The organism is Actinoplanes lutulentus, from assembly GCF_003259845.1.
GTDB classification, from domain to species: Bacteria; Actinomycetota; Actinomycetes; order Mycobacteriales; family Micromonosporaceae; genus Actinoplanes; species Actinoplanes lutulentus.
Genome location: NZ_QLMJ01000026.1, coordinates 1 through 17,596, shown reverse-complemented (window position 1 = coordinate 17,596; position 17,596 = coordinate 1). Strand labels below are relative to the sequence as shown.

General features: G+C 68.7%; 21 protein-coding genes and 1 rRNA gene. 18 read left to right on the top strand and 4 right to left on the bottom strand.

Annotated features, from left to right (window positions below; translation table 11 throughout):
* Positions 1-620 precede the first annotated feature (620 nt).
* Complete coding sequence (locus tag B0I29_RS40010; protein WP_111654396.1) at positions 621-872, bottom strand: hypothetical protein; 252 nt, start codon at positions 870-872, stop codon at positions 621-623.
* A gap of 368 nt (positions 873-1,240) precedes the next feature.
* Here B0I29_RS40010 and B0I29_RS40005 point away from each other — a divergent pair, with 368 nt between their 5' ends.
* The 4 genes from B0I29_RS40005 (at position 1,241) to B0I29_RS39990 (ending at position 3,864) form a co-directional block, all read left to right on the top strand.
* The gene (locus B0I29_RS40005; protein WP_111654395.1) at positions 1,241-2,122 is read left to right on the top strand and encodes a helix-turn-helix domain-containing protein; all 882 of its coding nucleotides are present in this window, start codon (positions 1,241-1,243) and stop codon (positions 2,120-2,122) included.
* 14 nt (positions 2,123-2,136) lie between these two features.
* Positions 2,137-2,346, top strand: coding sequence for a DUF397 domain-containing protein (locus B0I29_RS40000; protein WP_111654394.1), 210 nt, complete (start codon positions 2,137-2,139; stop codon positions 2,344-2,346).
* 129 nt (positions 2,347-2,475) lie between these two features.
* A complete protein-coding gene (locus B0I29_RS39995) occupies positions 2,476-3,252 on the top strand; it encodes a CAP domain-containing protein (RefSeq protein ID WP_111654528.1) in 777 nt (258 codons plus the stop codon).
* A gap of 24 nt (positions 3,253-3,276) precedes the next feature.
* Positions 3,277-3,864 carry a TetR/AcrR family transcriptional regulator gene (locus B0I29_RS39990; protein WP_111654393.1) on the top strand — a complete coding sequence of 196 codons (588 nt, stop codon included), beginning with the start codon at positions 3,277-3,279 and terminating at the stop codon, positions 3,862-3,864.
* On the opposite strand, the gene speB is transcribed toward B0I29_RS39990, so the two are convergent.
* Entirely contained in the window at positions 3,811-4,863 is a 1,053-nt protein-coding gene (gene speB / locus B0I29_RS39985; RefSeq protein ID WP_111654527.1) for an agmatinase, read from the bottom strand. The genes B0I29_RS39990 and speB overlap by 54 nt on opposite strands.
* A gap of 110 nt (positions 4,864-4,973) precedes the next feature.
* Here speB and B0I29_RS39980 point away from each other — a divergent pair, with 110 nt between their 5' ends.
* From B0I29_RS39980 to ptsP, 12 genes are all read left to right on the top strand, one after another.
* On the top strand, positions 4,974-5,537 hold the full coding sequence (locus tag B0I29_RS39980) for a type II toxin-antitoxin system PemK/MazF family toxin (RefSeq protein WP_245973153.1): 564 nt from the start codon (positions 4,974-4,976) through the stop codon (positions 5,535-5,537).
* A gap of 58 nt (positions 5,538-5,595) precedes the next feature.
* A complete protein-coding gene (locus B0I29_RS39975; RefSeq protein ID WP_111654392.1) occupies positions 5,596-6,171 on the top strand; it encodes a hypothetical protein in 576 nt (191 codons plus the stop codon).
* Entirely contained in the window at positions 6,164-6,811 is a 648-nt protein-coding gene (locus B0I29_RS39970) for an adenylate kinase family protein (protein WP_111654391.1), read from the top strand. Before B0I29_RS39975 ends, B0I29_RS39970 begins: the two co-directional genes overlap by 8 nt.
* A 10-nt stretch (positions 6,812-6,821) precedes the next feature.
* A complete protein-coding gene (locus B0I29_RS39965; RefSeq protein WP_111654390.1) occupies positions 6,822-7,400 on the top strand; it encodes a hypothetical protein in 579 nt (192 codons plus the stop codon).
* Between the two features lie 185 nt (positions 7,401-7,585).
* Positions 7,586-8,347, top strand: coding sequence for a DeoR/GlpR family DNA-binding transcription regulator (locus tag B0I29_RS39960; protein ID WP_111654389.1), 762 nt, complete (start codon positions 7,586-7,588; stop codon positions 8,345-8,347).
* Positions 8,344-9,285 carry a 1-phosphofructokinase gene (gene pfkB, locus B0I29_RS39955; RefSeq protein ID WP_111654388.1) on the top strand — a complete coding sequence of 314 codons (942 nt, stop codon included), beginning with the start codon at positions 8,344-8,346 and terminating at the stop codon, positions 9,283-9,285. The genes B0I29_RS39960 and pfkB overlap by 4 nt, the downstream gene beginning before the upstream one ends.
* Before the next feature lie 187 nt (positions 9,286-9,472).
* Positions 9,473-10,636 (top strand): mannitol-specific PTS transporter subunit IIC, encoded by a 1,164-nt coding sequence (gene mtlA / locus B0I29_RS39950; protein ID WP_245973139.1) that lies wholly within the window; start codon positions 9,473-9,475, stop codon positions 10,634-10,636.
* An 18-nt stretch (positions 10,637-10,654) separates the two neighbouring features.
* Entirely contained in the window at positions 10,655-10,963 is a 309-nt protein-coding gene (locus B0I29_RS47190) for a PTS sugar transporter subunit IIBC family protein (protein ID WP_181558222.1), read from the top strand.
* Entirely contained in the window at positions 10,956-11,399 is a 444-nt protein-coding gene (locus tag B0I29_RS39945; RefSeq protein ID WP_111654387.1) for a PTS mannitol transporter subunit IIA, read from the top strand. Before B0I29_RS47190 ends, B0I29_RS39945 begins: the two co-directional genes overlap by 8 nt.
* Complete coding sequence (locus tag B0I29_RS39940) at positions 11,396-12,436, top strand: zinc-dependent dehydrogenase (RefSeq protein ID WP_111654386.1); 1,041 nt, start codon at positions 11,396-11,398, stop codon at positions 12,434-12,436. The genes B0I29_RS39945 and B0I29_RS39940 overlap by 4 nt, the downstream gene beginning before the upstream one ends.
* Before the next feature lie 12 nt (positions 12,437-12,448).
* On the top strand, positions 12,449-12,724 hold the full coding sequence (locus B0I29_RS39935) for an HPr family phosphocarrier protein (RefSeq protein ID WP_111654385.1): 276 nt from the start codon (positions 12,449-12,451) through the stop codon (positions 12,722-12,724).
* Positions 12,717-14,366 carry a phosphoenolpyruvate--protein phosphotransferase gene (gene ptsP / locus B0I29_RS39930; protein WP_111654525.1) on the top strand — a complete coding sequence of 550 codons (1,650 nt, stop codon included), beginning with the start codon at positions 12,717-12,719 and terminating at the stop codon, positions 14,364-14,366. Before B0I29_RS39935 ends, ptsP begins: the two co-directional genes overlap by 8 nt.
* Before the next feature lie 89 nt (positions 14,367-14,455).
* Here ptsP and B0I29_RS39925 read toward each other — a convergent pair whose 3' ends face one another.
* Complete coding sequence (locus B0I29_RS39925; protein WP_146617045.1) at positions 14,456-14,986, bottom strand: hypothetical protein; 531 nt, start codon at positions 14,984-14,986, stop codon at positions 14,456-14,458.
* A 52-nt stretch (positions 14,987-15,038) separates the two neighbouring features.
* The gene (locus B0I29_RS39920; protein ID WP_111654383.1) at positions 15,039-15,821 is read right to left on the bottom strand and encodes a polyphosphate kinase 2 family protein; all 783 of its coding nucleotides are present in this window, start codon (positions 15,819-15,821) and stop codon (positions 15,039-15,041) included.
* 60 nt (positions 15,822-15,881) lie between these two features.
* Between B0I29_RS39920 and tyrS the strand changes: the two genes are divergently transcribed.
* Both tyrS and B0I29_RS39910 read left to right on the top strand, forming a co-directional pair.
* A complete protein-coding gene (gene tyrS, locus B0I29_RS39915; RefSeq protein ID WP_111654382.1) occupies positions 15,882-17,138 on the top strand; it encodes a tyrosine--tRNA ligase in 1,257 nt (418 codons plus the stop codon).
* Between the two features lie 394 nt (positions 17,139-17,532).
* Positions 17,533-17,596 (top strand): 16S ribosomal RNA (locus tag B0I29_RS39910); the annotation flags it as partial.

Genomic DNA, 17,596 nt, shown 5'->3' with positions numbered 1-17,596 from the left:
GGCATTTGCGGGTCACCGGGAGCCGTCGGCTGGCACGTGCGGCGGCTGGCTGGCGTTACTGACAAATCGACGTTTTCACAGGTAGAAGCGTCGTCGCACGGAGGGCGCCCCTACCGGCAGCCCGTTCCACCGCGCCCTCCCGCAGCCCGTTGCGTCGGCCCTCCTGTCCTTCCTCCGCGATCTTGGTCCCCTGACCACAGCGGAGTGGGAATGGCGGCCCAACATCGCGCCGGCCAGTGCGAGTGTGTCGATTAAGGGTTCGATACGCACCCGAATTCGACACGCACACCGCAGGTAGCCCGCTCCGTGTCGACTTCAGGTTCGATACGCACCCGAATTCGACACGCAACGGCGATTCGTCCACGGCGCTTCAACGTCGGCCTCGGCTTGGCGGAAAGCAGGCCCCACCACTGGCCGAGCCGACCGTTGGCGAGCCGAACATTGAGCGCGCCGTAGCTCAAGACAGCTCAGACAGCTTCGAGGCTCTCGTAAACAGGGCTGCCAGCTGTCACCTACGGCGACCACACCGTTAAGCCAGCACGAAGACCCGGCACGAACCCAGCGCGAAGCCCGGCACAAACCCGGCACGAAAACCCAGCACAAACCCAGCGCGAACAGCCTCAGTTGAGGCTGCTGCCGCTCCAGCCGAGGAAACGCTCGTACAGGTCCGCCGGCGGGCCGCCCGATCCGGCGGCCCAGTCGTCGATCGCTTCGAGCATGCAGGATCCGAGATAGACGGCCAGGCCGTGCGGGAAGTTCTGGTACTGCTCGGAGAGTTCGACCTTCGCGGTGGCGCACGGCCACGGCTTGCCGCAGACCCGGCAGTCCCACGACGGGCGGTCTCCGACGTGTTCGGTCCGCGGAACCAGCATGCCAATCCTCACCATGAGCGATTCACCGACTACACAATGGAGCCTCGCTTGCCTTAGGCTCGGGCTCAAGCGCAGCTGGCGAGAATCCCGGAAATGGATTCTCGCCGTCTCGCGCGGAGCGATCGGATCGTCTCGTTCGAGACACCCGCCGGGCTAAGGCCCGGTCGAGACACCCGCCGGACTGAGGCCCCGGTCGACACACCCGCCGGGCTAAAGGCTCGGTCGACACACCCGCTGGGCGCAGGCTCGGTCGGAACACCGGCCGGACTGAGGCCCGGGCGGAACACCGGCCGGACTGAGGCCCGGGCGGAACACCGGCCGGACTGAGGCCCGGGCGGAACACCGGCCGGGCTGGGACGAGGAGAACGATGACCGAGATCGGGTCGACCGTACCGAGGCGGCAGGTCGGCCGGCTGCTGCGCGAGTTGCGTGAGCAAGCCGGCATCTCGCTGATGGCGGCGGCACAGGAGCTGGAGTTCTCCCGCGCCAGGATGTACCGGATAGAGAACGGCGAAGTGCCGGTCCGCAAGCACGACGTGATCGCCATGTGCTCGGTCTACGCGGCCCCCGGCCACATGACCGAGGTGCTGATCGGCCTGGCCGCCGAGTCCAAGGCGAAAGGCTGGTGGCATGCGTACGGCGACGTGGTCCCCGCCTGGTTCGAGCTCTACGTCGGCATGGAGCAGGCCGCGAGCCAGCTCCGGTCGTACGCGCCGAGCGTGATCCCCGGCCTGCTGCAGATCCGGGAGTACGCGGAGTGTGTCTTCCGCGGCTGGCACGGCGAGGACGAGGCGGCCGTGGAGAACGCGGTGGCCGTCCGGCTGGAGCGGCAGTCCCTGCTGAACAGGCGCCGCCCCGTGGCACCGCGACTGGAAGTGATCATCGACGAGGGTGTGCTGCGGCGGGCCACGCCGGACACCCTCGGCATGCAGAAGCAGCTCGCCCATCTGGTGAACGCCTCGACCCGGCCGAACATCGGTGTCCGGGTCATCCCGTTCGGTGCCGGGCCGCACAAGGCGGCCAGCTCGGGGCAGTTCACGATCCTGGAGTTCCCGGCCGTCGGCACCGCCTCGCCGGAGCCGACAACCATCTACTGCGAGAACCTCACCGGCGCGCTCTACCTGGATAAGCTCGCAGAGGTGGAGACGTACGAGTCGGTCTGGGGCGAACTCGAAGCGGCTGCGCTGAGCCAGGCCGACTCGGACGACCTGATCGGCGAGATCATCAAAACCAGCGACAGTGACCTCTAGAAAGAGGGGGAGCCGTGGTCGACCTGACCGGTGCCGTCTGGCACAAGAGCACGCGGAGCGGCGGCAACGGAGGCGACTGTGTCGAGGTCGCCGGCAATCTCCCAGGCATCGTGGCGATCCGTGACACCAAGGACCCGGACGGCGCGACCCTGGTCTTCACCCACGCGGAGTGGAAGGCCTTCCTGGCCGGCGTCCGCGACGGCGAATTCGACATCCAGCCATAAAAATCATGGCCAGGCTTAGAACTCGTTGAGTGCAACCTTAAGGAATCCTTTGCGGGAGCGATCCCGGCGTAACCCTCGCGCATAGTGATCGGGCGTTACTCTGCCCGCCTCACTGAGATGGATCCCCCTGTGCCGTTAACCGCTGCTGCCAAATTCCGTTACACCCTGGTGGCGGGCACGACAGCAGTCGTGATCGGTACTGCCTTCACGGTGGCGGGCCTGACGCGAGGTCCCATCGAGACCCCATCCCCCACCTCGGTGGACGTCCCGCTCGCCGCCGCCGCGTCCCCCGGCGGCGGCGAGGGCGAGGACCTTCTCCCGTCAGCGGACACGACGTCGCCGTCGGCGAAACCGTCACCCTCCAAATCGGCTAAGGCTACGAAAAAGCCGAGCAAGTCGCCCAGTGCGAAGCCCAGCCCCAGCAAGACGAAGACCGCGTCCCCGACCCCGACCGCGGAGAAGACCGTGACCGCCGCGTCGACCAGTGGCAGCGTCCTCGAACAGGTTCTCGCGCACATCAACGACGCGCGCGTCGCGGAGGGCCTCAAGGCGCTGACCCTGGACGAGAACCTCTCCAAGGCCGCCGCCATCCACACCCAGCTGATGATCGACGGCTGTGGCCTGTCGCATCAGTGCTCGGGCGAGGCCGGTCTCGGCGACCGTTTCTCCGCCCAGGACGTGAAGTGGAGCTCCGCGGGCGAGAACATCGGGTACGGCTCCAGTGGCAGCAGCGACGCCGCGAAGGTGAAGGCCGCGAACGGCCTGACCGACTCGATGCTGGCCGAGGTGCCGCCGAACGACGGCCACCGCAAGAACCTGCTCAACGGAAGCTTCACCCGGATCGGACTCAGCGTGGTCCGCGACGCCGACGGCATCACCTGGATGACCCAAGATTTCGTGGGTTGAGAACACACCTGACAAAATCACTGAGTGAGCGATCGCCGCAGGTCCGCGAGCAGGCGTACCGAAGTGCTCGCGGCCGCCGGTGAGGTGGTCGCGGCCCGCGGCGCGGACGCCACCCGGTTCAGCGACGTCACCGAGGCGACCGGCGTCGGCGTCTCCACCCTCCAGTACTACTTCGGCACCCGCGAGGACATGCTCATCGCGGTCTTCCGGCACGCCGCGCAGCGCGACTTCGACCTGGTCGGCGAGCGCCTCGCGGCGCTCACCGACCCTTGGGAGCGGTTGCTCACGGTCGCGGTTCATCTGACCGGCGCCGTCGGCAGCGATGCTGCCTGGCGCCTGTGGGTGGAGAGCTGGCGGTGGGCGTCCCGCGATTCTTCGGTACGCGCGGACGTGCTCGACGACTACCGGAAATGGCACGAGTTGATCGCCGCGGAGGTGCGGGCCTGCGGTGTCGACGACCCGATGAACACCGCGCGCCTGGTCCTCGCGCTGATCGACGGGCTGGCGCTGCCGGTGGTCCTCGGCGACCCGGGTCTGTCCCGGGCCGCCGCGCGGGACCTACTCGCCGACGGACTGTCCCGGCTGCTCCGGCCGGGTTCCACGGCCCTCTAGCAGGGGAGTGGACCGCTTCCAGCGCGGCCCGTCGCCGTCCTTGCGCCGCCGGGCGATCCCGGACAGCGCTTCGAGTACGACCCGGTTGCCGAGCATCGCGGTGATCTCGGCGTGGTCGAACGGCGGCGACACCTCGACGATGTCCATGCCGACCACCGGCAGCTCCTGGCAGATCCGGGAGACCGCGTCGAGCAGCTGACGCGCGGTGAGACCACCCGGCTCGGGCGTTCCGGTGCCGGGCGCGTGGCCCGGGTCGCAGACGTCGATGTCGACCGAGAGGAAGACGCCGTCGCAGTCGTCCATCGCGATCTCGAACGCGCTGTCCAGCACCGCGTCCAGGCCGCGCTCGACGATCTCGCTCATGTGGAACGAGTTCATCCGCTGGTCGGCCATCCAGTCGAGGGTCTCCGGGCCGGGCCAGTACCCGCGCAGGCCGAGCTGCAGGAACCGGTCACCGCGTACCGCGCCGGACTCGATCAGGCGGCGCATCGGCTGGCCGTGGCCGTAGAGCGAGCCGAACTCGATGTCCCCGGTGTCGGCGTGCGCGTCGAAGTGGATGAGCGCGATCCGGCCCTTGCCGTGGGTACGGGACACCCCGGTGGCGTCCGGCCAGGTGATCGTGTGGTCGCCGCCGAGGATCAGCGGGATCGCGCCGTTGGCGGAGATGAACGCGACGGCGTCCTCGATGACCGTGCAGCTGCGCTGGATCTCGCCGCTGAACACCTCCAGGTCGCCGGCGTCCTTCACGGTGAGGTCGCCGGTGAGCGCGTCGACCCGCATGGCCATGTGCGGGCGGGAGCCGTCGTGCGGCAGGTAATCGGTCCCGCGGATCACCTGGGGTCCGAAGCGGGCGCCCGGCCGGTGCGAGGTGCCGCCGTCGAAGGGTGCGCCGACGATCACCACGTCGGTGTCGGCGTAGGTCGCGGGTGTCTGCCAGTCGCAGGCGGGCACACCGAGGAACGTGTAGTCCGGCCCGAACATGGGTCCGTAACGGGTCATGCAGGTCATCCTTCCCGGGGAACGTCACCGGGGTGGACTGTATCTTCATACTGTACGGCGGTACAGAAGCGAACATGATCGTGCGCCCTTAAGGTGACGCGGTGCTGGAAATGTTGAAGTCGTTCCTGAAGCGGCTGCTGGGATCCCCCGACCCCGTACCCACGAAGCCGAGCGCAAGGCCGCAGAAGCCGGCGCCGAAGCCCGCTCCGAAACCGGCGCCGAAGCCTTCGGCCCCGCCCGCGAGGCCGAAGGCCGAGGCGCAACCGCGGCCGGCCGGATCCAAGTCGCGCGTGGTTCCCAAGCCCGCCGGGCGGCACCTCGCCTACGCCCCCAACCTCGACGGCGACGCCGATCCGGGCGAGATCGTCTGGACCTGGGTGCCGTACGAGGAGGACCCGAGCCAGGGCAAGGACCGGCCGGTGCTGGTGGTCGGGCGCGACGCGCGCACGCTGCTCGGCCTGATGCTGTCCAGCCAGAGCGAGCGCGACGGTCAGCGGCACTGGCTCGCCCTCGGCCCCGGCGAGTGGGACCGCGAGTCGCGACCCAGTTGGGTACGCCTGGACCGGGTCGTCGAGGTCGACGAGGACGGCATCCGGCGTGAGGGCGCGATCCTGGACCGTGCCCGATTCGACCGGGTCGCGGCCATTCTGCGGCGCACGTACGGCTGGCCCTGAGCCTTATGTAACCGACGTAACCGGACAGTCGCCGCGTTGTCCGGATAGCGTTGCCACCATGGATGTGGACGTCATGACCGGTTTCGGCGGAAAACAGGCCTGGCTCGCCGTCGCCGGCGGCGAGCCGGACGCGGTTCTGGCCGCACTCGAACTCCGCGACCTCGGCACGGTCTCCTGGCGCGACGGGCTCGACCTGGCGCATCTCACCGACGACCGGATAGCGATCACCCCGCCGCTGCCCGGCGCCCGCGGCATCTCCTGGGTGCTCGCGGTCGGCCGCGGCCTGCTGAGGCCCACGCTCGACCTGCCCGGGATCTCGGCCACGCTCGGCACCGAAGTGCAGCTCTTCGCCACTCACCGGGTCACCGAGTTGCACCGGTGGCAGCGCGCCGCCGATGGTGATCTGGTCAGATCGTTCGGATACGTAGGACAGACCGGCGAGGTGACGTCGTGGTTCGGCGACCCGGACGCGGCGGAACGCGACGCCGGCCTGCCCGGCGAGCTCGACGAGGAGGCCACCGTGCTGGTCGCGGAACGCGACGTGTTCAAGGTGGCGGCGGCGTGGAGCATCGACCCGACCACGTTGACCGGGGTGGCCCCCGGACCCCTGCGACTGGGAGCGCTGGATGCGTAAGTACGTGATCATGGGAGTTCAGGGCAGCGGCAAGGGCACCCAGAGCCAGCTGCTGTGCGAGGAGTTCGACCTCGTGCACATCAGCGTCGGCGACATCTTCCGCTGGCACGTGCGCAACCACACCAAGCTGGGCGCGCAGGTCCGCCGGATCATGTCGGCCGGCGAGCTCGTCGACGACGACCTGGTCGAGTCGGTGGTCCGGCGGCGCCTCGACGACCACGACTGGAACTACGGCTTCGTCATCGACGGGTTCCCGCGCAACGGGCGGCAGGCCGAGTTCTTCATGGAGAGCTACGACATCGACGCCGTCATCCACCTCGAACTGCCCGACGACGAGGTGCGGCGCCGGGTGCTCAGCCGCCGGCTCTGCCCGAACTGCGGCATGGACTACAACCTGATCGCCGACCGCCCCGAGCAGGAGGGCCGCTGCGACATCTGCGGCCACGAGCTGGTCACCCGTGCGGACGACACACCCGAGGCCCTGGAGGCCCGGCTGCGCGACTACCACGAGAAGACCCGGCCGGTGCTGGAGCTCTTCCGGCGCAAGGAGGTCGTGCACGATGTGGACGGTCGCCCGCCGCTGGAAGAGGTGCAGCAGGCCATCCGGACGACACTGGGCCTGCCTCCGTACAAGGGTTAGCATTCCGCCGGTGACGATCACTGTTGATGCGCTGACCGGTTACGTCGAGCGCGATCTCGACGCCGACCTCGCCCGCTGGTTCCCCGGCGCGGATCCCGCCGACGTCGGGGAGGCCAAGCCGGTCGCTCCCTTCCTCGACCGTCTGCCGCCGCCGGCCGCTGCCGCCCTCGCGGCTTTCGACCTTCGGGTACGCACGAAGCGCATCCCCGAGGATCTGGACATCTCCGACTGGTCCTACGGTTTCGACTTCGCCGGTAACGACTGCGGGATCCTGGACTCGGACTACGAGACGGCCCTGTCCGACGACGACGTGTACTCGATCGGCGCGGACGGCGGCGGCAACTACTACGTGGTGCTGACCAACGGCCAGGTCGCCGTCTGGTTCCACGAGGAAGAAGTGATCGAGGCGAACACCCGCTTCGACAACCTCGACGTCTTCGTCTGGTCGCTGATCCGCTATCACGCGGTGCTGGCCGGCACGCTGCTGCTCACCGAGGTGGAGGCGGACTTCCTGGCCCTCGCCCAGGACGGCGCGCTCTCGTCCAGCCTCGGCATGCTCGCCATGATGAGGGCCCGCGCCAAGAACTGATCCTGTCCGTCGCATCCGGCCGGCTGTCACCTCGGTGACCGCCGGCCGTTCTGTTTTCCGCCACAGAACGGACATCGATCGAAAAATATGCCGCGTAAGGAGACCGAAATCTCTTTGACATATTGCGTTCGGACACAAGCGGGCGTAAACAAAGACAAAGCCAAAACGAGCCGGGCGGTGAGCGGATGTACGCGGAGGAACGCCAGCAGGAGATCGTCCAGCGAGCCCGTGCCGAGGGCCGGGTCGACGTGGTCACGCTGGCCGACACCTTCGGCGTGACCGCGGAGACGATCCGCCGGGATCTGACCGTTCTGGAGCGAGCCGGTGTGCTGCGCCGGGTGCACGGCGGCGCGATCCCGGTGGAGCGTCTCGGGTTCGAGCCGGCGCTCGCCACCCGGGACGCGGTGCTGATCAGTGAGAAGGAGCGGATCGCCAAGGCGGCGCTCGCCGAGGTCCCCGAGGATGGCGCGATCATCCTGGACGCGGGGACCACGACGGCACGCCTCGCTCAGCTGCTGCCGGCCGACCGCGAGCTGACCGTCGTGGTCAACTCGCCGGTTCTGGCCTCGACGCTCGGCCTCAAACCCAACCTCACCGTGCTGCTGCTCGGTGGTCGAGTCCGGGGGAAGACGCTGGCCACCGTGGACGACTGGGCGTTGCGGCCGCTCGCCGACATGTATGTCGACGTCGCCTTCATGGGCACCAATGGATGCTCCGTCGAGCGGGGCATGACCACTCCGGACCCGGCCGAGGCGGCGGTCAAGCGGGCGATGATCGCCGCGGCCCGCCGGGTGGTGCTGCTCGCCGATCACACCAAGATCGGCAACGATTACCTGGCCCGTTTCGGCGGCCTCGCCGAGCTGGACCTGCTGATCACCGACAACGGCCTGGACGACGAGCTCGCCGCCGAGGTCGAGACCGCGGGCGTCCGCGTGGTGCAGGCATGATCCTCACCGTCACCCTCAACCCCAGCGTCGACCGTGCCCTCGACGTCGACGCCCTCATCCGCGGCGAGGTCATCCGCGCCGCCGACTCGCACATCGACCCGGGCGGCAAGGGTGTCAACGTCTCCCGGGCGCTGCTCGCCAACGGCGTCAGCTCGACCGCTGTGGTGCCGGCCGGCGGCGCCGAGGGCGATCAGCTCGTCGACCTCCTCAAAGGCGAGGGTGTCGACATGCTGGCCGTGCCGATCGCCGGTCGGACACGTTCCAACATCACCCTGGCCGAGCCGGACGGCACCGTCACGAAGGTCAACGAGGCCGGACCGACCCTGTCCGACGCCGAGTTCTCGCAGGTCAGCGAGGCGGTGCTGGCAGCGGCCGGCAGCGCCGACTGGGTGGTGATCTGCGGAAGCCTTCCTCCGGGCCCGACGATCGCCGCTTTCACCGATCTGTGCGAGCGCCTGGTCAAGTCCGGTTCGCGCCTCGCGGTGGACAGCAGCGGTCCGGCGCTGCTGGCCGGTGTCGCGGCCGGCGCCGCGCTGATCAAGCCGAACCGGGAAGAGCTCGCCGAAGCCGCCGGCACCGATCTGGCGACGCTCGGCGACGTGATCCGCGCCTGTGAGCGGCTGCGTGAGGCCGGCGCGGGCACGGTCCTGGCCAGCCTGGGCGCGGCCGGTGCGGTGCTTGTCGACGACGCGGGCGTGCTCGCCGGTGTCTCGCCGGTCAGCGTGCCACGCAGCACCGTCGGCGCCGGCGACGCCCTGCTGGCCGGGTTCCTCGCCGCCGGTGCGCGCGGCGAGGCCGCACTGGTCGAAGGCCTGGCGTGGGGCGCGGCAGCGGTCAGCCTTCCGGGCAGCCGGATGCCCGGCCCCCACGATCTCGACCGTACGCGTATTCGCATCGATCCAGACCCCGACCCGGGCCGGCCGCTGCGCCGCGACTGAGGCGCACCGGCGACCGCGCGCCGGGACGGCGCGACCGTCCCACCGGATTGTCACGGCATTGTGCATTGCCGCTCACCAGCGGACCCCTCTCATCCTCCTACTCAAAACCGTACCCATTTACCCGTACAAATCGGGTTTTGTGGCAAGCGTAAGCGAGCCGCCTCCCTGGCGACGAATGGAGATCGTCATGGCTTCTACCTACACACCTGAGGTTTCCGGGACCGGTTTCAAGGCCCGGGTCCAGAAGATCGGTGGCTACCTCGCCGGCATGGTCATGCCGAACATCGGCGCGCTCATCGCGTGGGGTCTGATCACCGCGTTGTTCATCCCGGTCGGCTGGATTCCGAACGAGAATCTCGCCCAGCTGGTCGACCCCATGATCAAGTACCTGCTTCCGGTGCTGATCGGTTACACCGGTGGCCGGATGGTTCACGGCCAGCGTGGCGCGGTGGTCGGCGCGGTCGCCACCTTCGGCGTCATCGTCGGCGCCGACGTGCCGATGTTCCTCGGCGCGATGATCATCGGCCCGTCGGCCGCCTATGTCATCAAGCTGTTCGACACCGCGATCGAGGACAAGGTCCGTCCCGGTTTCGAGATGCTGATCGACAACTTCTCGGCCGGTATCGTCGGCGGCGCGTTCGCCATCTTCGGCAAACTCGCGATCGGCCCGATCGTCGAGGGACTCACCAAAGCCGCCGGCAACGGCGTCGACTGGCTGCTCGACCACAGCCTGATGCCGCTGGTGTCGGTGCTGGTGGAACCGGCCAAGGTGCTGTTCATGAACAACGCCATCAACCACGGCGTGTTCAGCCCGCTCGGTGTGCAGCAGGTGCAGGAGCAGGGCAAATCGATCCTGTTCATGATCGAGTCGAACCCCGGCCCGGGTCTGGGCCTGCTCACGGCCTATCTGCTCTTCGGGCCGAAGTCGCTGCGCCCGTCGGCACCGGCCGCGATGATCATCCACTTCCTCGGCGGCATCCACGAGATCTACTTCCCGTACGTGCTGATGAAGCCGCGCCTGATTCTCGCCATGATCGCCGGTGGGATGGCCGGTGTCGCCACGTTCATGGTCACCGGGACCGGCACTGTCGCGTCCCCGGCGCCGGGCAGCATCTTCGCCTTCGCCGCGGTCACCGCGAAGGACGGTTACGTCGGGATGATCCTCGGTGTCGTCATCGCCGCCCTGGTCACCTTCGGTGTGGCATCCCTGCTGCTCGGTTTCGGCAAGCTGAAGTCCGATCAGGAGCTGGACGCGGCCGAGGAAGAGGTGGCTACCGAGGCGGAGATCCCGCACCAGCGCTCCTCGGAAGAGGGCGCGACCACCGACGCCAGCAGCAAAGAGAACGCCTAAACCAGGGAGGTTCCACTCATGGCAACCATCAACGGCAAGGACATTCACAAGCTGGTCGTCGCCTGTGACGCCGGCATGGGCAGCAGCGTGATGCTCGCCAGCACGCTGCGCAAGCAGCTCGGCAAGAGTGGTGTCACCGTGGAGCACAGCCCGGTGAACTCGATCCCCGCCGACGCCGACCTGGTGGTCTGCCACAGTGGACTCGCCGCCCGGGCCCGCTCGGTCGCGCCGACCAAGCCGATCGTGCCGTTCCAGGTCTTCCTGGGCGACCCCGCCGTCACCAAGGTCGTCAAGGCGATCCAGCAGGGAACCGACATCAATGTCTGACCTGCTGGACCGCCGGGCCATCCTGCTCAACCAGGAGGCGGCGAACAAAGAGGACGCCGTCCGGCAGTGCGGTGCGGCGCTGGTGGAGATCGGCGCCGCCGAGCCGGGTTACGTCAGCACGATGCTGGACCGGGAGAAGTCGATCTCCACGTACGTCGGCGAGGGTGTCGCGATTCCGCACGGCACCCTCGACGGCAAGGCGCTGGTGAAGCGGGACGCCCTCGCGGTGCTCCGCTTCCCGGGCGGCGTCGACTGGGACGGCGAGCAGGTGACCGTCTGCGTCGCCATCGCCGCCGCCGGCGACGGGCACATCGAGCTGCTCTCCGCCCTCGCCGAGATCCTGCTGGACGAGGACGAGGCGCTTGCGTTGCGCTCCGCGACGGACGCCGACACCGTGATCCGTTTATTGGGAAAAATTGAGGAAGGCACCGCATGAAGGTCGTCCGTTTCCACGCCCCCGGTGACGTCCGTTTCGAGGACGTGCCGGAACCCGAGGCCGGCCCGGGCGAGGTGAAGATCCGCGTCCGGAACTGCTCCACCTGCGGCACCGATGTGAAGATCTCCAAGTTCGGCCACCACCACATCCACCCGCCGCGGGTGATGGGCCACGAGATCGCCGGCGAGATCGTCACGGTCGGCGACGGTGTCGAGGGCTGGGCGGCGGGCGACCGGGTCCAGGTCATCGCCGCGATCCCCTGTGGAGAGTGTGCCGAGTGTCAGCGCGGCCGGATGACGGTCTGCCCGAACCAGGTATCCATGGGTTACCACTTCGAGGGCGGCTTCGCGCAGTTCATGGTCGTACCGAAAGAGGTCCTGAAGGTCGACGGGCTGAACCGGATCCCGGACGGTGTCTCGTTCGCCGAGGCGTCTGTCGCCGAGCCGCTGGCCTGCGCTCTCAACGCGCAGAACCTGGCCCGCGTCGGTGACGGCGACGACGTCGTGGTGATCGGCTCCGGCCCGATCGGCTGCCTGCACGTCCGGCTGGCGCGGGCTCGCGGCGCGGCCCGGGTGTTCCTGGTCGAGCTGAACCGGGAACGCCTCGACATGGCGGCGAACCTGGTCAAGCCGGACGCCGCCATCTGCGCGGCCGAGGTGGACCCGATCGAGGAGATCCGCAAGCTCACCGACGGCCGGGGCGCCGACGTGATCATCACGGCGGCCGCGTCCGGCAAGGCGCAGGAACAGGCGATCGAGATGGCCGCCCGGCAGGGCCGGATCAGCTTCTTCGGCGGCCTGCCCAAGGACAACCCGACGATCACCTGCGACTCCAACCTGGTGCACTACCGGGAACTCATGATCGTCGGCGCCAACGGGTCCAGCCCGGCACACAACGCCGAGGCGCTCCAGCTGGTCGCCACCGGCGCGGTGCCGGTCGCCGACCTGATCACCCACCGTCTGCCGCTGGACCGGGCGATCGACGCTTTCGGGATCGTCGCCCGCGGCGAAGCCATCAAGGTCACCATCGAGCCTTAGGAGGGTCCTTCCATGCCCACGCGCACCGTTGCCGTCGGCTCCGCCAGCGGCTTGCACGCCCGGCCGGCCAAGCTGTTCGTCGAGGCCGCCGCCGCGGCGCCGGTCAAGGTCACCATCCGGGTCGGCGACCGCAAGCCGGTACCGGCCAAGAGCATGCTCGGGGTGCTCGCCCTCGGCGCCAAACAGGGCACCGAGGTGATTCTCGAAGCCGACGGCGACGGCGCCGAGGAGGCCCTGAACGGTCTCGCCGCACTGCTCGCCCGTGACCTGGACGCCTCCGATGCCTGAGGTGGTCAGCCTTTCCGGCATCGGGGTCTGCGCCGGGATCGCGGCGGGTCCGCTGCTGCGGATCGCCGACGTGCCGGCGTTGCCTCCGGTCGGTGTTTTCGACTCCTCGGAAGCGGAGATCGATCGCGCTTTTGTCGCCCTCGGCGAGGTGGTCGCCGACCTGTCGCGACGCGCGGATCGGGCCACTGACGCCACGGTTGCCGAGGTGCTGCGGGCCGAGGCGATGATGGCCGACGACGAGGCGTTGCGGGATGCCGTCCGCGAGCACGTCGCGGACGGCGCCGACGCGGTGCACGCCGTCGACCGGGCCTTCGGCGCGTACCGGGAGATGTTCCTCGACGCCGGCGGCTACCTCGCCGAACGGGTCGCCGACCTCGACGACCTGCGTAACCGGGCGGTCGCGGTGCTGCTCGACCTGCCGATGCCGGGCGTGCCGCATCCCGGGTACCCGTTCGTGCTCGCGGCCCGCGACCTCGCGCCGGCCGACACCGCCGACCTCGACCCCGCCTATGTGAAAGCCCTGGTCACCGAGGTGGGCGGGCCGACCAGCCACACCGCGATCCTGGCCCGCGCGCTGGGTCTGCCCGCCGTGGTGGCCTGCCCCGGCGTGCTCGGCATCGCCGACGGGACGCTGGTGCTGGTGGACGGCGCCGCCGGGCGTGTCGACGCGGGCATCGACGAGGCCGCCGCGCAGGCCGCGACCCGGGACGCGGCCCAGCTCGCTGCCGCGGCTTCCACCCTCACCGGTCCCGGTCAGACCTCCGATGGGTACGGGATCAAGCTCCTCGCCAACGTGGGATCCGCCAAGAACGTGCCGGCCGCCGACGAGGTGCACGCCGAAGGGGTCGGGCTGTTCCGTACCGAACTGCTGTTCCTCGACCGCACCCAGGAACCCGGGCTCGACGAGCAGATCGCGGCGTACCGGGACGTGTTCACCGCGATGTCCGGTCGCCGGGTCGTCATCCGGACCCTCGACGCCGGCGCTGACAAGCCGCTGCCGTTCCTGAACCAGGAGGGCGAGCCGAACCCGGCGCTGGGCGTACGCGGCCTGCGGATCGCCCGGCAGCGCCCGGAGGTGCTCGCCACCCAGCTCGCGGCGATCGCCGAGGCCCGGTCGCAGACCGGAGCCGACGTCTGGGTGATGGCGCCGATGGTCTCCACCCTGGCCGAGGCCACCACGTTCGCGGCCGCGGTACGCGACGCCGGCCTGCCCAAGGCCGGCGTGATGATCGAGGTGCCGGCCGCCGCCCTGCGCGCCGCCGACCTGCTCCAGGTGGTCGACTTCCTGAGCATCGGTACGAACGACCTGAGCCAGTACACCTTCGCGGCCGACCGGATGTGCGGTGCGCTCGCCGACCTGCTGGACCCGTGGCAGCCGGCGTTGCTCCAGCTCATCGGGATCTGCGGTGACGCCGGCCGTGCGGTGGACAAGCCGGTCGGAGTGTGCGGCGAGGCGGCCGCCGATCCGGGGCTCGCGCCGGTCCTGGTCGGGCTCGGTGTGACCAGCTTGTCGATGTCACCGAGGGCGCTGCCGGCGGTGCGGGCGGCGCTGGCCGGGGTGAGCGAGGAGGAATGCCGGCGGCTGGCGCGGCTCGCGGTGGCGGCGCCTGATGCTGTCGAGGCGCGGAAGCTGGTGCTCTAGGGGTTTCTGCTGAAGCCGCCTCTTGGGGGCCGCCTCTTTGGAGCTGCTGACTCCGCTGGCCGATCCAGCGGAGTCAGCTTTTGTGGGACCTAGTTGAACGGGAAGCCGCTGGGGAACACGATCGGCTTGGGCTCCGGCATCGTCTCCATCAGGTGGATGACGTCGAGCAGCACCTTCGGCGTACCCGGGGTGCCCTGCAGCACGGTGATCGTCTTCTTCACGCCGTTGCGGTAACCGACCTCGACCTTGTACTCGAAGCGGTCACAGCAGGTGTTCTTCGGGACGTACCGGGACTTCAGCGTGCGGAACTCCGGGCTCGACGCGAGCCGGATGACCTGCGCGTTGTGGCCCTTGCCGCCCCCGGTGCTGACCAAGGTGTTGATCGACGTGCCGCCGGCGATGCCGCCGGTCCGGACCACCGAGACGGACTGGGCGGGACCGGCGGGCTTCTTGGGCGGCTTGGCTACCGGCTTGGCCGGCGGTTCTGCTGGTGGTGCCACCACCGCGGGGGCTGTGGGCGGCGGTTCCGCGACCGGCGCCGCGAAGGCCTGGCCGGTCGTCAGGGCGACGCCGGCGAGTCCCAGCGACAGTGTGGCCATGCGTAGGGAGAACCTGCTCATGGCGCCGACGATAGCCTCTAACTTGGTATCTTTCGGGCAAAACGCCCAAAAGTCAGACGTGTGGGTTGCCGGTCTGATCCGCGGCGCCCAGGTCGTAGCCGCGCTTCGTCAGCTTGTTCTCCAGCACGTGGCAGACGTGCTCGACCACGGCGAGACGTGCGTACGGCTTGCTGTCGCCGGGGATGACCTTCCAGCGGGCGCGGGGCTTGTCGGTCTTCTCCAGCATGTCCTCGACCGCGGCCTCGTACTCCGGGCGCTTCTTCCGGTTGCGCCAGTCCTCGTCGGTCAGCTTCCAGGAACGCAGCGGGTCGTTCGCCCGGTCCTCGAAGCGGCGCAGCTGCTCCTCCTCGGAGACGTGCATCCAGAACTTGATCAGGACCATGCCCTCGGCGGTCAGGGTGCGCTCGAACTCGGCGATCTCGTCGTACGCCCGCTTCCACTGCTCGGTCGTCGCGAAACCCTCGACCCGTTCGACCAGGACACGGCCGTACCAGGAACGGTCCAGCACGGTCATCCCGCCGTTGCCGGGCAGCACCTGCCAGAACCGCTGGAGGAAGTGGTGGCGCTTCTCGTCGTACGTGGGTGCGGCGAACTGGGAGACGCGGACGTGCCGGGGGTCGATCATGGTGACCAGCCGTTTGATGGCGCCACCCTTGCCGGAGGCGTCCCAGCCCTCGAAGAGCACGCAGAGCGGCGGCCCGATCTTCTGCTCGCCGATCTGCCCGCCGACCAGCAGCCGCAGCCGGAGCAGGCGTTCCTGCGCGGCTTCGAGCCGCTCCTCGGCCTTCTTCTTCGAGATGTCGATCGGTGCTTTCGCGCTTCCCAGGTGACCCATGCGCCTAGCATCCGTCAAACCCGCTGTGATCCGCAGCAGGGAGTGCGGGACAATCCGTGCGTGACTCTTGTAGACGACCTGCTGTGGCGCGGACTGATCCAGGACTCGACCGACCCCGACGAGCTGCGCAAAGCACTCGATGGTGGCTCGATCACGTTCTATGTGGGCTTCGACCCGACTGCCGCCTCGCTGCACGTCGGCCACCTCATGCAGGTGCTCACCGCCCGCCGCCTCCAGCAGGGCGGCCACCGGCCGCTGCTGCTCGTCGGCGGCGCCACCGGCCAGATCGGTGACCCGCGGGAGTCCAGCGAGCGCAGCCTCAACCCGCCCGAGGTGGTGGAAGGCTGGGTGGAGCGCATCCGCACCCAGCTCTCCCCGTTCGTCACCTACGAGGGGGAGAACGCGGCGACCCTGGTCAACAACCTGGACTGGACCGGCCCGACCTCGGTGATCGAGTTCCTGCGCGACGTCGGCAAGCACTTCCCGGTCAACAAGATGCTGGCCCGCGACGTGGTGCGCAACCGCCTCGAAAGCGGGATCAGTTTCACCGAGTTCAGCTACCAGCTGCTCCAGTCCAACGACTTCTACCAGCTGCACGTCCAGCACGGCTGCCTGCTGCAGTTCGGCGGCTCCGACCAGTGGGGCAACATCACCGCCGGCGTGGACTTCGTGCGCCGCCGCGGCGCCGGCCCGGTGAACGCGTTCGTCACCCCGCTGGTGCTCAAGGCCGACGGCACCAAGTTCGGCAAGACCGAGGGTGGCGCGGTCTGGCTCGACCCGGCCATGACCAGCCCGTACTCCTTCTACCAGTTCTGGATCAACAGCGACGACCGGGACGTGAGCAAGTACCTGCGGTACTTCAGCTTCAAGTCCCGCGAGGAACTGGAGGAGCTGGAGAAGGCGACCGCGGAGCGGCCGCAGGCCAGGCTCGCGCAGCGAGCGCTAGCTCTCGAGGTCACCGCGCTGGTGCACGGGGAGGACGAGGCGAACCAGGCGGTCGCTGCCAGTCAGGCGCTCTTCGGCCGAGGCTCCCTGGAGGAACTCTCCGCGGACACGTTGCGCGCCGCCTTGGGCGAGGCAGGACTTCTTGAGGTACGCGGGGAGCTCCCGACCGTGGGCGCCCTGTTGAGGGACGCGGGTCTCGTGGCAAGCGCGAACGAGGCTCGCCGCACGATCGGGGAGGGTGGCGCCTACCTGAACAACGAGCGGATCACCGACGGTGAGGCCGCGGTGCCGGAGTCGGCATTGCTGCACGGCCGTTTCCTGGTGCTGCGCCGCGGCAAGCGCACATTCGCCGGCGTGGAGATCGTCAAATAGCGCTCTGACCTGAGGTTTTTCAGAATCGGCCCGTTGTGACCCACGTCGCGGCGGGCCGATTTGGCATCCCGGACATGTGCCTGTAATGTTTTCCAAGCCGCCAGGGAAACGGGCGAGCGAGCGGGACTCGAAAGAGGCCCGGCGCGGCCGGCCTGGGGGACACCCCAAGAAATGATCACGGTGCTTCATCGTGTAATGTTCAGCGGGTTGAACAAAGCCCCGGCTTCTTGTCGCGAAAGCGATGATGATTCGGTGTGCGGTTGTTCTTTGAGAACTCAACAGGGTGCTTGATAAGCCAGTGCCATTTATGGCATTACCCCGGCCTGTCCTTTTGGGATGGGTAGGGAAATTCCTTTGGCAACTTTTTTGTTGCCGGGACGCTTTTCCAAAGATTTTGTTGGAGAGTTTGATCCTGGCTCAGGACGAACGCTGGCGGCGTGCTTAACACATGCAAGTCG

What these genes read in the sequence shown, in the direction of transcription:
- B0I29_RS40010 (WP_111654396.1), bottom strand. Translation starts at nt 872, where the DNA reads ATGCTGGTTCCGCGGACCGAACACGTCGGAGACCGCCCGTCGTGGGAC.
- B0I29_RS40005 (WP_111654395.1), top strand. Translation starts at nt 1,241, where the DNA reads ATGACCGAGATCGGGTCGACCGTACCGAGGCGGCAGGTCGGCCGGCTG.
- speB (WP_111654527.1), bottom strand. Translation starts at nt 4,863, where the DNA reads ATGACCCGTTACGGACCCATGTTCGGGCCGGACTACACGTTCCTCGGT.
- B0I29_RS39980 (WP_245973153.1), top strand. Translation starts at nt 4,974, where the DNA reads ATGTTGAAGTCGTTCCTGAAGCGGCTGCTGGGATCCCCCGACCCCGTA.
- B0I29_RS39975 (WP_111654392.1), top strand. Translation starts at nt 5,596, where the DNA reads ATGGATGTGGACGTCATGACCGGTTTCGGCGGAAAACAGGCCTGGCTC.
- B0I29_RS39970 (WP_111654391.1), top strand. Translation starts at nt 6,164, where the DNA reads ATGCGTAAGTACGTGATCATGGGAGTTCAGGGCAGCGGCAAGGGCACC.
- B0I29_RS39960 (WP_111654389.1), top strand. Translation starts at nt 7,586, where the DNA reads ATGTACGCGGAGGAACGCCAGCAGGAGATCGTCCAGCGAGCCCGTGCC.
- pfkB (WP_111654388.1), top strand. Translation starts at nt 8,344, where the DNA reads ATGATCCTCACCGTCACCCTCAACCCCAGCGTCGACCGTGCCCTCGAC.
- mtlA (WP_245973139.1), top strand. Translation starts at nt 9,473, where the DNA reads ATGGCTTCTACCTACACACCTGAGGTTTCCGGGACCGGTTTCAAGGCC.
- B0I29_RS47190 (WP_181558222.1), top strand. Translation starts at nt 10,655, where the DNA reads ATGGCAACCATCAACGGCAAGGACATTCACAAGCTGGTCGTCGCCTGT.
- B0I29_RS39945 (WP_111654387.1), top strand. Translation starts at nt 10,956, where the DNA reads ATGTCTGACCTGCTGGACCGCCGGGCCATCCTGCTCAACCAGGAGGCG.
- B0I29_RS39940 (WP_111654386.1), top strand. Translation starts at nt 11,396, where the DNA reads ATGAAGGTCGTCCGTTTCCACGCCCCCGGTGACGTCCGTTTCGAGGAC.
- B0I29_RS39935 (WP_111654385.1), top strand. Translation starts at nt 12,449, where the DNA reads ATGCCCACGCGCACCGTTGCCGTCGGCTCCGCCAGCGGCTTGCACGCC.
- ptsP (WP_111654525.1), top strand. Translation starts at nt 12,717, where the DNA reads ATGCCTGAGGTGGTCAGCCTTTCCGGCATCGGGGTCTGCGCCGGGATC.
- B0I29_RS39925 (WP_146617045.1), bottom strand. Translation starts at nt 14,986, where the DNA reads ATGAGCAGGTTCTCCCTACGCATGGCCACACTGTCGCTGGGACTCGCC.
- B0I29_RS39920 (WP_111654383.1), bottom strand. Translation starts at nt 15,821, where the DNA reads ATGGGTCACCTGGGAAGCGCGAAAGCACCGATCGACATCTCGAAGAAG.